Origin of the sequence: Gordonia sp. SL306, assembly GCF_026625785.1 — a bacterium.
In the GTDB taxonomy this organism is placed as follows: Bacteria; Actinomycetota; Actinomycetes; order Mycobacteriales; family Mycobacteriaceae; genus Gordonia.
The window spans coordinates 4,663,527-4,676,728 of record NZ_CP113063.1 but is presented as its reverse complement, the minus strand read 5'-3'; the positions used below and the strand labels follow the sequence as shown (position 1 = coordinate 4,676,728).

The following is a 13,202-nucleotide window of genomic DNA, read 5'->3' as shown; positions in this document are numbered from 1 at the left end:
CGATGTGCGGTGGCTCACCTCCGAGCGGCCGCACCCACGACCGCGGTGACTCAGCGGTGGCCCGGCGCCCCGGGCAGTGCCGACTTCTGGTAGGTCAGGACGCCGTCCGGCTCGGTGACGAACCGCCCGCGGCACTGCCCGTTGATCGCGGCGACCGTGACGTCCCAGATCTTCGGGTCGAAGGGCTCGAAGGTGTGCTCGAGACCGAGCCTCGGCAACGACTCGTTCGCCGGGATCGGGGTGACCCGGCATTGCCCGCCGTCGAGGTGACCGTCGACCCACTCGCGCGCGCTGCGCACCCCGTAGTACTCGGTCTTCCCCGGGGTGTCGTCACCCTTGTTCAGCGATGTCATGAACGGGGTACCCGGGCAGACCTCGGGCGCCGCCTGCTGACCACAGGCCCCGGGCGAGCCGTATTGGGGCGAGCCGGCCGCCACGTAGGTCGCAACCTTGGCGTGCCCGCCCATCTCCTTCAGGTAGTAGCGCGCACTCACGCCGCCGATGCTGTGGCCCACCAGCGCGATTCGATCTGTCGGATGCTCGCGATGGATCCGGTCGACCGCGGCGCCGATCTTCTTCGCATCGGTCTTCATGTCGAATCCGGGCAGGTCGAGCACCGTGGTCGGATAACCCCGGGAGGTCAGATTGTCGGCCATCGGCGCGAAGGGCACCGCGCCGACGTATTGGCCTGGGATGATCAGCACTCGCGTCGTCGGGGGCGCGGCGTTCGCCGAGGGCGCGGCGACGACGGAGAGAATCATGGCGAGGACGCCGGTGACGAGGACGACGAGAGAGCGGATCGACATCAGGTAAGGGTAACCGAACTTGGTCGCATCTCCCCCTGGGCGGACCCGAACCGTCCGACCGGATGACTCAGGCGTCCACCCCGGTGCGGTGCCAGCGACCGGATCGGACGCGCACGAGCACCGCGGCAAGTCGCAGCAGCATGAACACCACCAGCCCGGTCCAGATCCCCGCAAGTCCCCAGTCGAAGGCGAGCGACATCCAGATCAGCGGTAAGAATCCGACCAGGGCAGCGACAAGTGTTGCGGTACGCAGGAAGCCGGCGTCACCGCTGCCGAGGAGGACTCCGTCGAGCGCGAACACGATGCCTGCGATCGGCAGCATCGCGACAAAGAACCACCACGGCACCGCGATCGCATCGAGGATCTCCGGATCGGAGGTGAACAGGCGCGGGATCAACCCAGCGCCCAGTGCGAACACACCCGCCATCAGACCCGCGGCGAGCAGCGACACCACGGTCACGCGGCGGGCGACGCCGACGGCGGCTCCCACCGCACCCCCGCCGAGCGCGGCGCCGACCAGCGCCTGCGCGGCGATCGCCAGGGAGTCGAGGAACAAGGACATGAACTCCCACAGTTGCAGCACCACCTGATGGGCCGCCACGGCCGACACCCCGAAGCGTGCCGCGACGGCGGCCGCGGACAGGAAGCACACCTGGAACGAGAGGCTCCGCAGGACGAGGTCGCGCGCCATCACGAGCTGCGCGCGCATCACCGACCACTGGGGCGCAAGGCTCGTCACCGCCGAGCGACGTGCGTCCCGGAGGACGCGCACCGCGAACAGCAGCCCGGTGATGCCCTGTCCGATCAGATTCGCGACCGCACTGCCCGCCAGGCCCACGCGTGGGAACGGACCGATGCCGTGTGTGAGTCCGACGACGAGGACTGCGGCGACTGCGAGGCCCGCGATCACATAGATCACTGGCCGACGGGTCTCCTGGACACCGCGCATCCACCCGTTGCCCGCCATCGACAACAGGATCAGCGGAACTCCGAACATCGCGATCCGCAGCCATCCCGTCGCGTCGACCACCACCTGCTCGGCCTCCGGAGAACCTCCGCCGACGAGCACGCGGAGCACCACCGGGGCCAGCGGATACATGATGGCGACCAGGATCGCGCCGACCGAGACCGCGATCCAGCTCGCCTGTACGCCCTCGACCACCGCACCCGCGCGGTCACCGGCACCGAAGCGTCGCGCCGACCGTGCCGTGGTGCCATACGAGAGGAAGGTGAGCTGCGTGCTGATCACCGAGAGCACGAGTGTCGCGACCCCGAGAGCGGCGAGCTGATGGCCCCCGAGGCGACCCACCACCGCCAGGTCGAGCAGCAGGTAGATGGGTGGCGCGATGAGCACCGCTAACGCAGAGACCGTCAGGACGGCTATCCGACGCCCGCTCGCGGTTCCTGCGGTGCTCACTCGACTCAGAGCGACTCCAGCAGATGCGCGACGACCTCGTCGGCGGTTCCCGCATCGCTGTAACCGGATGCGTGACGATGCCCGCCACCACCGTGCGCAGCCGCGATCGGCACCAGGTCGACGCGGCGTTTGGAGCGCAGCGACACCGTCCAGGTCGCCGGGCCGGTCTCCTTGAACACCGCGGCGACCTCGGCCTCGTTCGCGGTCCGGACGATGTCGACGACGCTCTCCGACTCCTCCCAGCTCATGCCGGAAAGGACGTCGTGGCCGACGATCGCGTAGACCAGTCCTTCACCCCGACAGGCCTCCGGTACCAGTCGTGCACCGCCGAGCACCGAGGCGACCATCTCGAACCACCGGAACGGATGGCTGTCGAGCAGGTTGCGGCTCCAGGTCCGCGCGTCGACTCCGGCGTCGAGCAGGCGGGCGGCGATCCGGAACGATTCGGGGCGTGCCCAGCGGAACGAGCCGGTATCGGTCACGAGACCCGCGTAGAGACACGTCGCGATGTCGTCGTCGATCTCCACGCCCAGGTCGTCGAGCACCGACAACACCAGTACGGCCGTACAGTCCGCGGCGGCGTCGATGAGGTCGAGATCGCCGAATCCCGTGTTTGAGGCGTGGTGATCGATGGTCATCGACCGCTCGGCGGCGGTGAACACCGCGGCCAGCGAATCCAGGCGGCCCAGACTGGCCGCGTCCACCGAGACCACCACCGGATGTCCGACCACCTCCTGCGCCGCGACCAGCAGGGTGCTACCGGGCAACCCGGCCAGTGTCGACGGCAGTGCAACCGTGTCCGGGAAGGCGACCTCCACGTCGACGCCCTGTCGGTCGAGCGCCAATCCGAGCGCCAGCCCACTGCCGATGGTGTCCGCATCGGGGCGGACGTGACAGAGGATGGTCACCGCCGGGGCGTCGGTCAGCTCTCGGGCGACCGCCGCACTCGTCGAGGCAGTCACTCGACGGAGCCGTCCTTGCCCGTGCCATTCTCGATGTCGTCCTCACGGGCACGGTAGGGATCGACATCGCCTGCCGGAGTTGCCTCCTGCGCCTGCCGCGCCACCATCTCGTCGTTGGCACGGGCCCGGGCGACGAGCTCTTCCATGTGTCGGGCGGAGTCGGGAACCGTGTCGAGCACGAACGTGAGGGTCGGGGTGAACCGCACCCCGGTGCCTGCGCCGACCTTGGAGCGCAGGATGCCGGTGGCCTTTGCCAGTCCGGCCGCTGCTGCCTCGTAGTCGGGTTCGGCGTCGATCGACTCCCCCATCACGGTGTAGAAGAGCGTCGCATCGTGCAGATCGTTGGTGACACGAGCGTCGGTGATCGTCACGTGGGCGAGCCGCGGGTCCTTGATCTCGGTGCCGATCGCCGAGGCGACGATCGACGAGATGCGCTTTGCCATGCGGGCAGCCCTCGCCGTATCAACCATCTTCGATCCTTTCCATCGGGGAAAACCACTCCCCTTCCCGTCCACACTCGACGGCGCGGACGGGAAGGGGAGCTCGGCGAACGGCGCGCAGACCTCAGTCGCGCGGCTTCTCCTGTAGTTCGTAACTCTCGATCACGTCGTCGACCTTGATGTCGCTGTAGGTGAGCGTGAGACCACACTCGTACCCGTCGCGGACCTCGGTGACATCGTCCTTCTCACGCTTGAGCGACGCGATGGTGAGGTTCTCGGCGACCACGACGTTGTCGCGCAGCAGCCGTGCCTTCGCGTTGCGACGGACGATGCCCGACTGGACCAGACAGCCGGCGATGTTGCCGACCTTCGACGACTTGAAGATCGCGCGGATCTCGGCGCGGCCGAGCTCCACCTCTTCGTAGACCGGCTTGAGCATGCCCTTGAGCGCGCTCTCGATCTCGTCGATCGCCTGGTAGATCACCGAGTAGTACCGGATGTCGACGCCCTCGCGGTTGGCCAGCTCGGTGGCCTTGCCCTCTGCGCGGACGTTGAATCCGATGATGATCGCGTCCGAGGCCGTCGCCAGGTTGACGTTGGTCTCGGTGACGCCGCCGACACCGCGGTCGATGACCCGGAGTGCCACTTCGTCGCCCATGTCGATACCCAGAAGGGCCTCTTCGAGCGCCTCGACCGTACCGGAGTTGTCGCCCTTGACGATCAGGTTGAGCTGACTCGTCTCCTTGAGCGCCGAATCCAGATCTTCCAGGCTGATCCGCTTACGGCTGCGTGCGGCCAGCGCATTCCGCTTGCGCGCATTGCGACGGTCGGCGATCTGCCGTGCGGTCCGGTCCTCCTCGACGACGAGCAGGTTGTCACCCGCGCCGGGCACCGAGGTGAACCCGATGACCTGGACAGGTCGCGACGGCAGAGCCTCGGCGACGTCGTCGCCGTGCTCGTCGACCATGCGTCGGACGCGTCCGTAGGCGTCGCCGGCGACAATCGAGTCGCCGACCTTGAGCGTTCCGCGCTGGACCAGCACGGTCGCCACGGGACCGCGGCCGCGGTCGAGGTGTGCCTCGATCGCGACACCCTGGGCGTCCATGTCCGGGTTCGCACGCAGATCGAGCGAGGCGTCCGCGGTCAGCAGCACGGCTTCGAGCAGTGCGTCGATGTTCTCGCCCTGCTTCGCCGAGATGTCGACGAACATGCTCTCGCCGCCGTACTCCTCCGGGATCAGCCCGTATTCGGTGAGCTGCCCGCGGATCTTCTGCGGATCGGCGCCTTCTTTGTCGATCTTGTTGACCGCCACCACGATCGGCACGTCAGCAGCCTGCGCGTGGTTGACCGCCTCGACCGTCTGCGGCATGACGCCGTCGTCGGCCGCGACCACGAGGATCGCGATGTCGGTGGCCTTCGCACCGCGGGCACGCATGGCCGTGAAGGCCTCGTGACCCGGGGTGTCGATGAAGGTGACCAGACGGTCCTCACCGTTGAGGTGGGTGTTGACCTGGTACGCACCGATGTGCTGGGTGATGCCGCCTGCCTCGCCCTCACGGACGTTGGCCTTACGGATCGTGTCCAGCAGGCGGGTCTTACCGTGATCGACGTGACCCATGACGGTCACCACCGGCGGACGCTGTTCGAGATCCTCGTCGTCGCCCTCGTCCTCGCCGTAGGTGAGGTCGAAGCTCTGCAGGAGCTCGCGGTCCTCGTCCTCCGGGCTGACGACCTGGACGGTGTAGTTCATCTCGGAGCCGAGCAGCTCCAGCGTCTCGTCGTTCACCGACTCGGTTGCGGTGACCATCTCGCCGAGGTTGAACAGCGCCTGCACCAACGATGCCGGGTTCGCGTCGATCTTGTCGGCGAAGTCCGACAATGATGCGCCGCGGGCCAGCCGGATGGTCTCGCCATTGCCACGTGGCAAACGCACGCCGCCGACGGCGGGCGCCTGCATCGAGTCATATTCCTGGCGCTTCTGACGCTTCGACTTGCGTCCCCTGCGCGGCGCGCCACCGGGGCGACCGAACGCACCTGCGGCACCGCCGCGGCCACGTCCGCCACCGCCACCGGGACGACCGCGGAAACCACCGGGAGCTCCACCTGGTGCGCCGCCGGGGGCACCGCCACCGCCGCCGCGGTAGCCTCCGCCACCGCCGCCACGGTTGCCGCCGCCCGGTCCACCACGACCTGGGCGTCCGGCGTCGGGGCGGGCCGCACGACTGGGCATCGCACCCGGGTTCGGACGCGGGGGCATGCTACCCGGGCTCGGACGAGGACCGCCCTGACCGGGAGCCGGACGGGGACCGCCCTGACCTGCAGGTCCAGGTCGGCCGGTCGTGCCCGGACGACCGCCGCCGGGGCGAGGGCCACCCTGTCCGGGACCGGGGCGCGGAGCCTGCGGACGCGGAGCGGGTGCCGGTGCCGATGAGTACGGGTTGTTGCCGACGCGCGGTGCGCGCGGGCCGGGCTTGGGGCCCGGTCGCGGTGCAGGGCGAGCCGGTGCGGCGGCGCCCGAATCCTGTGCTGCTGTCGCATCGGCCTGGGGAGCCTGCGCTGCCGGAGCCTGCGCGGCGGGTGCCGCGGGCGCCGGGGTCGGTGCAGGTGCCGGGGTCGGCGCGGGTGCCGCCGGGGCCGGCGCCGGAGCGGCGGCCGCAGCGGGCGTCGGGCCGGGTGCAGGTGCACCCGGCTTGGGTCCTGGACGGGCCGGGCCGGGCTTGGCCGCAGCACCGTTCGCACCGGGCTTCGGTGCGCCGCCGGGCTTGGCCGCCGACTTCCGGGCGTCCTTGGATCCTGAGTTCTGGGGGAATGATTCGCGAAGTCGACGGGCCACCGGGGCCTCGACGGTCGACGACGCTGATTTGACGAACTCGCCCTGTTCCTTCAGTCGCTCGAGCACTTGCTTGCTCGTCACGCCGAGTTCTTTGGCCAGTTCATGCACGCGGGCCTTGCCTGCCACTGCTCTCCTCACTTGGAGGTCGAGCGGGCTGCCCGCTACGACCTCGGTTTACGTTAGAAACGCGCTCATCGTGGGTACTTCACGGTGTGCTCATGTCTTCTGCTACCTGTTCCGGCCGTTGAGGCCATCTACTTCGGTGATCCCACCGATTGCTTCGGCGAGGTCGTCGGGTGCCACGGTCAGACCGGGCGCCCGAAGTGCCGAGGGAAATGCCTTACGTCGCACCGCGGCGGACAAACAGTCCCGTCGCGGGTGCAACCAAGCACCCCGTCCCGGCATGGTCTTCGCGAGATCGACCACCGTCACCGGCGGACCGTCACCCCGACGGGCGACAATCCGGACCAGGGCCGTTGCCTCGGCACGCTGCCGACATCCGACACATGTTCGGACAGGTCCGCGGATGGTCGAACCATCTCGCGCGGCCCCATCCTCGGCTGGTGTCGAGAGAGTTCGCTGAACCATCGATCAGTCTAGCGCGCCCCTACGCATCTCCGGCAACCGGCTGCTCAGTCGGTGTGCGCGACGTCGGAACCGCGGCCGTCTACTGCCGGCGGCGCCGGATCCGCATCCGATCGGATGTCGATCCGCCAACCCGTCAGGCGTGCGGCCAGCCGAGCGTTCTGGCCCTCCTTGCCGATGGCCAACGACAGCTGATAATCAGGCACCACCACCCGGGCCGCCTTGGCCGCGAGGTCGATCACCTCGACCGAGACAACCTTCGCGGGCGACAGGGCATTCCCGACGAACGCGCCGGGATCGGTGTCGTAGTCGATGATGTCGATCTTCTCGCCGGCGAGCTCGCTCATCACGTTCCGGACGCGCTGACCCATCGGACCGATGCAGGCACCCTTCGCGTTGAGGCCGCTTACCCCGGTGTGCACGGCGATCTTGGAGCGGTGTCCCGCCTCGCGGGCCACCGCGACGATCTCGACGGACCCGTCCTCGATCTCGGGCACCTCGAGCGCGAACAGCTTGCGGACGAGGTTCGGGTGGGTGCGCGAGAGTGTGATCTGCGGACCGCGGGGTCCCCGTGACACCCCGACGACATAGCACTTGATGCGGTCACCGTGGGTGTAGGTCTCGCCGGGCACCTGCTCGGCGGGCGGGATCACGCCTTCGGCGGTGTTGGCGTCGCTGCCGATGGCCACGACGATCATCCCGCGGGCGTTCGCCCGGGCGTCCTGCTGGACGACACCGCCGACGATCTCGCCCTCGTGGGTGACGAAGTCGCCGAAGTTCTTCTCGTTCTCCGCGTCACGCAGTCGTTGCAGGATGACCTGGCGGGCCGTGGTGGCCGCGATCCGGCCGAACCCCTCCGGGGTGTCGTCCCACTCGTGCACGACCTCGCCGGTGTCGTCGAGTTCCTGCGCCATCACCCGCACCGCGCCGGTCTTGCGGTTGACGTCGATGCGGGCGTGCGGCGCGAACCCTTCGGTGTGGCGGTAGGCGGTCAACAGCGCGGTCTCGATCGCGGTGATGACCGTGTCGATCGAGATACCCTTGTCCGCCTCGATCATGCGGAGCGCGTTGATGTCGATGTTCATGGGGTTGAGCTCCTATTCATTTGTCGCTTCGTATTCATTTGTCCGTTTCGATTGTGCGCAGATCCTGATCGATCGTGGAACCGGTACTCCCCGGCGTGTCCGGTCAGGCTTCGGACCTTCTGCGGCGGATCTCGTCGGGATCGAGCCCGCACAGCTGTAGTTCGGTGGCGCTCGGCTGTCCGAAATCGACCTGCACGACGGCGTTGGTCACCGAGTCGAGCGCGACCGTCTCGGTGCGGATCCGCCCACGCTCGTTGACCACGAGCAGAACCCCGCCGTCGTCGTCGACGGGACCGGCGCGACCCGTGACGCGACGCGGCGACGCGTCGTCGTCGGTGGCAATCTCGACCGCGACCTTGCGACCGCGGGCCCGCTGCCAGTGCCGCGCGGCCGTCAGCGGACGGTCCACACCCGGCGAGGTGACCTCGAGGGTGTACACGGCGTCGGCGGTCGACGGAGCGTCGTCGAGGAGATCGGAGAGTTCGCGACTGAGGTCGGCGAGGACATCGAGATCACTGCCGCCGTCGCGGTCGACCACGACGGTGAGCTCGGTGCGATCGGCCACCTCGGTGACGACGACGTCCTCCAAGTCGAATCCCGCAGCGGAGACGACTGGTTCGACGAGTTGGGTCACCTGTTCGGCGGTGATCGGCACGGGCGCTCCTCGTCTTCAGTTGTCCCGACGGCGCTCCCCGGGGGGCGCCGCTGGGCGGCCATTCGACCGGTGAGACGCAATCATCCTAGTGGATCCGGTTCGGTCCGGACGCCGGCCCCGGACCGGGCGGCCATGGCTCCTGCGCCCGTCCCGGACGCGGCCGCATCAACTGGCATCATGTGTCGCGTGACCTCACCCCTGACGCGCCGCGCGGTGCTGCGCGGTGGCCTCGCCGTCACGGTCGGAACCGTCGCTGCGGCAACGGTGGCGGCCTGCGACAGCGGACCGTCCCCCGAACAGATCACGGCGGCCGCGCTCGTGCCTCTCGCCGATGCCGCATTCGCCGATCAGGCCTCTGCGCAGTCACTGGCGCCCCGCACACCGGAGTATGCGAATGCGCTCGGCGTGGTCGCCGAGCAGCGCGGTGAACACGCCAACGCTCTCCGCGAAGAGGTTGCGCGCCTCGATGAGCAGACCGCCGGGCGGATCTCGGTACCGGGCGCTGCGACGCCGTCGTCGGCGCCCGCGTCGGCGCCCCCGAACAGTCCCGCGACACCGGCACCGGCACCGACCGCGAGCACCGTCGATGCTCTTCGTGCACAACTCGCACGGTCGGCGCGCACGGCAGGCGACGCGAGCGTCAACCTGAGCGGATACTCGGCAGGACTCGCCGGCGCCGTCGGCGCGTCGGTGACCAGCATGGTGGAGGTACAACTCGCATGACCGCGACCACCGATGCTCTGGCCGCGGCCGTCAACGCGGAGAATGCGGCGATCTTCACCTACGGTGTCTCGACCGCCTTCGTGTCGGCCGCCCGGCGCGACACCGTCGCCGAGTACGCCGCGGCACACCGGGCCCGACGCGACGAGCTGGTGGCCGCGCTCAACGCGGCCAAGGCGACGGTTCCGGAGTCGGCCGCCGGCTACACGCTGCCGCTGACCGTCGACGATTCGGTCTCCGCGGTGAAGGCACTCCTCGCCGCCGAGGTGGACTGCACGGTCGCGTATCGGGCACTCCTGGAACGTGCCGAGAACAGCGTCGCCCGCCGGCTGGGGCTCGACGGCCTCACCGACTCGTCGGTACGCGCAGGCACCTGGCGGGTCGCAGCGCGGATCTCGCCGGCCACGGTCGCCTTCCCGGGCCGTCCCGGCTGACCCCCTCGCCGACGGCAACGCCAATCCCGTCGACAGCAACCGAGGTTCCGCCGACAGCAACGCCAATACCGCCGACAGCAACCGTTCTCGCGTCGACAGCACCGATCAGCCGATGCGGAACCCCGCGTCAGCCGCGGGCGGCCGCGGTGACCTCCGCCACGGCATCCCCGACGGCGACCTCGGTGGTCTCCCCGGTGAAACGGTCGCGGATCTCGATGGTGCCGTTGGCATATCCGCGTCCCACCACCACGACGACAGGCATCCCGAGCAGCTCGGCATCCTTGAACTTGACACCCGGTGAGGCCTTGCGGTCGTCGAGCAGCACCGACAGTCCGGCCGCGTCGAGATCCTCGGCCAACTCGTGCGCGCCGGTGATCGCGGCTTCGTCCTTGTTCGCGATGACGAGGTGCACCGCGAACGGCGCGACCGAACGCGGCCACCTCAAGCCCTTCTCGTCATGGCACTGCTCGGCGATCACCGCGACCAGTCGTGACACGCCGACGCCGTAGGAGCCCATGGTGAGACGCACCGGCTTGCCGCTCTCGCCGAGGACGTCGACCTCGAAGGCGTTGGTGTACTTCTGACCCAACTGGAAGATGTGGCCGATCTCGATGCCCTTGGCGGAGACGAGCGGGCCTTTGCCGTCCGGCGACGGGTCGCCGTCGCGCACCTCGGCCGCCTCGACGGTGCCGTCGGGCGTGAAGTCTCGGCCTGCCACCAGATCGACGTAGTGCTTCCCCGATTCGTCGGCACCCGTGATCCACGACGTACCGTCCACCACGCGCGGATCCACCAGGTACTTGATCCCGTTGGCCGCCAACCCCTTCGGGCCGATGTACCCCTTCACCAGGAACGGGTTGGCGGCGAAGTCCTCGTCGGTCAGCAACTCCACCTCGGCCGGCTCGACAGCGGCCTCGAGCCGCTTCATGTCGACCTCACGGTCGCCGGGGACACCGATACCGGTGATCTCCCAGTCGCCACCCGGCTGACGGATTTTCACCATCACGTTCTTCAGCGTGTCGTATCCGCCGTAGGTGTGCTCGAAGGTCGCATTCGCCCACTGCACGAGGGTCTCGATGGTCGGGGTGTCCGGTGTGTCGTGCACCTTGGCCTCGGGGAGGCCGTCGAACGGGATCGGCGCGGGCGCAGGTGTGATCACCGCTTCGACGTTCGCCGCATAGCCCGAGTCGAGGCAACGCACGAACGTGTCCTCGCCGACCTCGCTCTCCGCGAGGAACTCCTCCGACGCGCTGCCACCCATCGCCCCCGACGTCGCAGCGACGATCACATAGCTGACCTCCAGGCGCCGGAAGATCTTCTGATACGCCTCGCGGTGGGCGTTGTAGGAGGTCTTGAGCCCGTCGTCGTCGAGGTCGAACGAATAGGCGTCTTTCATGACGAACTCGCGGCCGCGCAGGATGCCCGCTCGGGGCCGCTCCTCGTCGCGGTACTTGCTCTGGATCTGGTAGAGGATCACCGGCAGATCCTTGTACGAGGAGTACTCACCCTTCACGAGCTGGGTGAACAGCTCCTCGTGCGTCGGGCCGAGCAGCATGTCCGCACCCTTGCGGTCCTTGAGCCGAAACAGGCTGTCGCCGTATTCGGTCCACCTGCCGGTCGACTCGTAGGGGTCACGCGGCAGCAGCGCGGGCAACAGGATCTCTTGCGCACCGATCGCGGACATCTCCTCCCGGACGACGTTCTCGACGGCCTTGAGGACGCGCAGGCCCAGCGGCAGCCAGCTGTAGACGCCGGGCGCGGTACGTCGCACGTAGCCGGCCCGGACCAGCAGCTTGTGGCTGGGCACCTCGGCGTCGGCCGGATCGTCGCGGAGAGTACGCAGGAACAGGGTCGACATCCGTGTGATCACGGGGTTCACCTTAGTCGGGAGCCTTCGGTCACGGCCCTGCGGTATGGGACGGTTCCCGACCCCGTCGTTCCCCCCGGTTATGGTGTTGCGGTGCTCGTCATCCTGCCTCCCTCCGAGACCAAATCCGACGGCGGGCGAGGTGCCCCACTCGACCTGGACACCCTGTCGTTCCCCGAGCTGAATCCGATCCGCAAGCGCATCGCCGAGGCGATAGTCGATCTCGCGAGCGATCTCGACGCCAGTCGCGAGGCGCTCGGCCTCGGCCGCACCCAGCTCGGCGAGATCGACCGTAATGCCGACCTCTGGCTCGCTCCTACCCGCCCCGCGATCGAGCGCTATACGGGAGTTCTCTACGACGCGCTCGACCACGGGTCGCTCACCCGCGCCGGCAGATCCAAGGCCGCCGACCGTCTGGCCGTGGGGTCGGCGTTGTTCGGTGTGGTTCGCGCTCCGGACATGATCCCGGCGTATCGGTTGTCGGGCGGCTCGAAGCTGCCCGGGCTGCCGACGCTGGCCTCGGTGTGGAAGCCCGACCTGTCCGACAGTCTCGAGACGGTGGACGATTTCGTCGTCGATCTCCGGTCGGGCATCTATCAGCAGCTCGGCCCGATCCGGGGCGCGGTCACGGCGACGGTGGTCACCGAGGCGGCCGACGGTAGCCGAAAAGTGGTCAGCCACTTCAACAAGCACTACAAGGGGCTGATGGCGCGCGAGTTGGTGCGGACCCGACGGAACGTACGGGAGGTCAACGCGCTGGCCGCCGTGCTGGCCGACGCCGGTCAGCGGGCCGAGATCGCCTCGGACGACACGATTGTCGTCGTCACCGACTGAGCGCCTCGTTCAGTCGAACGTGAATCGGGTGGCACCACCCGGCTCCACGGTCAGCAGCGCGGTGGCCGCACGCGGCGTGACGCGATAGACGTACCAGGGCGGCGGGCCCGCCGACGGTGCGCTGAAGTCCGCGGTGAGCGCGACCCCGCTGTCGTCGACGCGACACGGCCAGTCGACGGCCCACTGTTCGGCCATCTCGGCCACGACGTCGGGCTCGGTGACCCGATGCGCCTCTCCCTCGACGACGAGGTCGTAGTCATGCATCGCCAGCGACAACGTGCATCGCGGGTCCCTGGCGACGTTGCGCCCCTTCCGGGTCTCGGCGCCCGTCTCGAACCACAAGGCGCCGTCGTGCCAGAGCGCTCCGACACCGGCCACGTGTGGGTGGCCGTCGGCGTCGATGGTCGCCAGCCACCAGGTGTGCCGGTCAGGTCCGCCGGTCCCCGGAGCCTGTGACACCCCGGCGTCGAGGCGCGCGGCTATCGGGTCCCAGTCGAGCGTGGCGAGCTGGTACAGGTCGGCCAGGTTCTTGGTCGTCATACAGACCTAGACCCGCCGCGGCGA

13 protein-coding genes are annotated in these 13,202 nt (G+C 68.8%); 3 read left to right on the top strand and 10 right to left on the bottom strand.

The features are described 5' to 3' along the window. Nucleotides 1-50: 50 nt before the first annotated feature. The 8 genes from OVA31_RS21385 to rimP all read right to left on the bottom strand — a co-directional run bounded on the left by OVA31_RS21385 (nt 51) and on the right by rimP (nt 8,783). Nucleotides 51-806 carry an esterase/lipase family protein gene (locus tag OVA31_RS21385; RefSeq protein ID WP_267628570.1) on the bottom strand — a complete coding sequence of 252 codons (756 nt, stop codon included), beginning with the start codon at nt 804-806 and terminating at the stop codon, nt 51-53. 67 nt (nt 807-873) lie between these two features. Then, entirely contained in the window at nt 874-2,223 is a 1,350-nt protein-coding gene (locus OVA31_RS21380; RefSeq protein WP_267628569.1) for an MATE family efflux transporter, read from the bottom strand. Nucleotides 2,224-2,228: 5 nt separating this feature from the next. After that, nucleotides 2,229-3,185, bottom strand: a complete 957-nt coding sequence (locus OVA31_RS21375) for a DHH family phosphoesterase (protein WP_267628568.1) — start codon at nt 3,183-3,185, stop codon at nt 2,229-2,231. Further along, nucleotides 3,182-3,655: a 30S ribosome-binding factor RbfA gene (gene rbfA, locus OVA31_RS21370; protein ID WP_267628567.1), complete on the bottom strand. Its 474-nt coding sequence runs from the start codon at nt 3,653-3,655 to the stop codon at nt 3,182-3,184. The genes OVA31_RS21375 and rbfA overlap by 4 nt, the downstream gene beginning before the upstream one ends. A gap of 94 nt (nt 3,656-3,749) precedes the next feature. Next, a complete protein-coding gene (gene infB / locus OVA31_RS21365) occupies nt 3,750-6,584 on the bottom strand; it encodes a translation initiation factor IF-2 (RefSeq protein WP_267628566.1) in 2,835 nt (944 codons plus the stop codon). 102 nt (nt 6,585-6,686) lie between these two features. Then, nucleotides 6,687-7,046: a YlxR family protein gene (locus OVA31_RS21360; RefSeq protein ID WP_164306803.1), complete on the bottom strand. Its 360-nt coding sequence runs from the start codon at nt 7,044-7,046 to the stop codon at nt 6,687-6,689. A 44-nt stretch (nt 7,047-7,090) separates the two neighbouring features. Beyond that, the gene (gene nusA, locus OVA31_RS21355; protein ID WP_267628564.1) at nt 7,091-8,128 is read right to left on the bottom strand and encodes a transcription termination factor NusA; all 1,038 of its coding nucleotides are present in this window, start codon (nt 8,126-8,128) and stop codon (nt 7,091-7,093) included. Between the two features lie 103 nt (nt 8,129-8,231). After that, complete coding sequence (gene rimP / locus OVA31_RS21350) at nt 8,232-8,783, bottom strand: ribosome maturation factor RimP (protein WP_267628563.1); 552 nt, start codon at nt 8,781-8,783, stop codon at nt 8,232-8,234. A 177-nt stretch (nt 8,784-8,960) separates the two neighbouring features. Between rimP and OVA31_RS21345 the strand changes: the two genes are divergently transcribed. Both OVA31_RS21345 and OVA31_RS21340 read left to right on the top strand, forming a co-directional pair. Beyond that, on the top strand, nt 8,961-9,506 hold the full coding sequence (locus OVA31_RS21345) for a hypothetical protein (RefSeq protein ID WP_267628562.1): 546 nt from the start codon (nt 8,961-8,963) through the stop codon (nt 9,504-9,506). Further along, nucleotides 9,503-9,937, top strand: a complete 435-nt coding sequence (locus tag OVA31_RS21340; RefSeq protein WP_267628561.1) for a ferritin-like domain-containing protein — start codon at nt 9,503-9,505, stop codon at nt 9,935-9,937. Before OVA31_RS21345 ends, OVA31_RS21340 begins: the two co-directional genes overlap by 4 nt. Nucleotides 9,938-10,064: 127 nt before the next feature. Here OVA31_RS21340 and OVA31_RS21335 read toward each other — a convergent pair whose 3' ends face one another. After that, nucleotides 10,065-11,795, bottom strand: a complete 1,731-nt coding sequence (locus tag OVA31_RS21335) for a proline--tRNA ligase (protein WP_267631638.1) — start codon at nt 11,793-11,795, stop codon at nt 10,065-10,067. Between the two features lie 102 nt (nt 11,796-11,897). Between OVA31_RS21335 and yaaA the strand changes: the two genes are divergently transcribed. Then, nucleotides 11,898-12,638, top strand: a complete 741-nt coding sequence (yaaA, locus tag OVA31_RS21330) for a peroxide stress protein YaaA (RefSeq protein ID WP_267628560.1) — start codon at nt 11,898-11,900, stop codon at nt 12,636-12,638. Nucleotides 12,639-12,647: 9 nt separating this feature from the next. Here the strand turns inward: yaaA and OVA31_RS21325 are convergent, their stop codons facing one another. After that, nucleotides 12,648-13,178 (bottom strand): pyridoxamine 5'-phosphate oxidase family protein, encoded by a 531-nt coding sequence (locus OVA31_RS21325; protein WP_267628559.1) that lies wholly within the window; start codon nt 13,176-13,178, stop codon nt 12,648-12,650. Between the last annotated feature and the right edge of the window lie 24 nt (nt 13,179-13,202).

Bases quoted from the DNA above. Each gene is read 5' to 3' on its own strand.
- OVA31_RS21385 (WP_267628570.1), bottom strand. From the start codon at position 806: ATGTCGATCCGCTCTCTCGTCGTCCTCGTCACCGGCGTCCTCGCCATG.
- OVA31_RS21325 (WP_267628559.1), bottom strand. From the start codon at position 13,178: ATGACGACCAAGAACCTGGCCGACCTGTACCAGCTCGCCACGCTCGAC.
- OVA31_RS21340 (WP_267628561.1), top strand. From the start codon at position 9,503: ATGACCGCGACCACCGATGCTCTGGCCGCGGCCGTCAACGCGGAGAAT.
- rbfA (WP_267628567.1), bottom strand. From the start codon at position 3,655: ATGGTTGATACGGCGAGGGCTGCCCGCATGGCAAAGCGCATCTCGTCG.
- OVA31_RS21345 (WP_267628562.1), top strand. From the start codon at position 8,961: ATGTGTCGCGTGACCTCACCCCTGACGCGCCGCGCGGTGCTGCGCGGT.
- OVA31_RS21360 (WP_164306803.1), bottom strand. From the start codon at position 7,046: ATGGTTCAGCGAACTCTCTCGACACCAGCCGAGGATGGGGCCGCGCGA.
- nusA (WP_267628564.1), bottom strand. From the start codon at position 8,128: ATGAACATCGACATCAACGCGCTCCGCATGATCGAGGCGGACAAGGGT.
- OVA31_RS21335 (WP_267631638.1), bottom strand. From the start codon at position 11,795: ATGTCGACCCTGTTCCTGCGTACTCTCCGCGACGATCCGGCCGACGCC.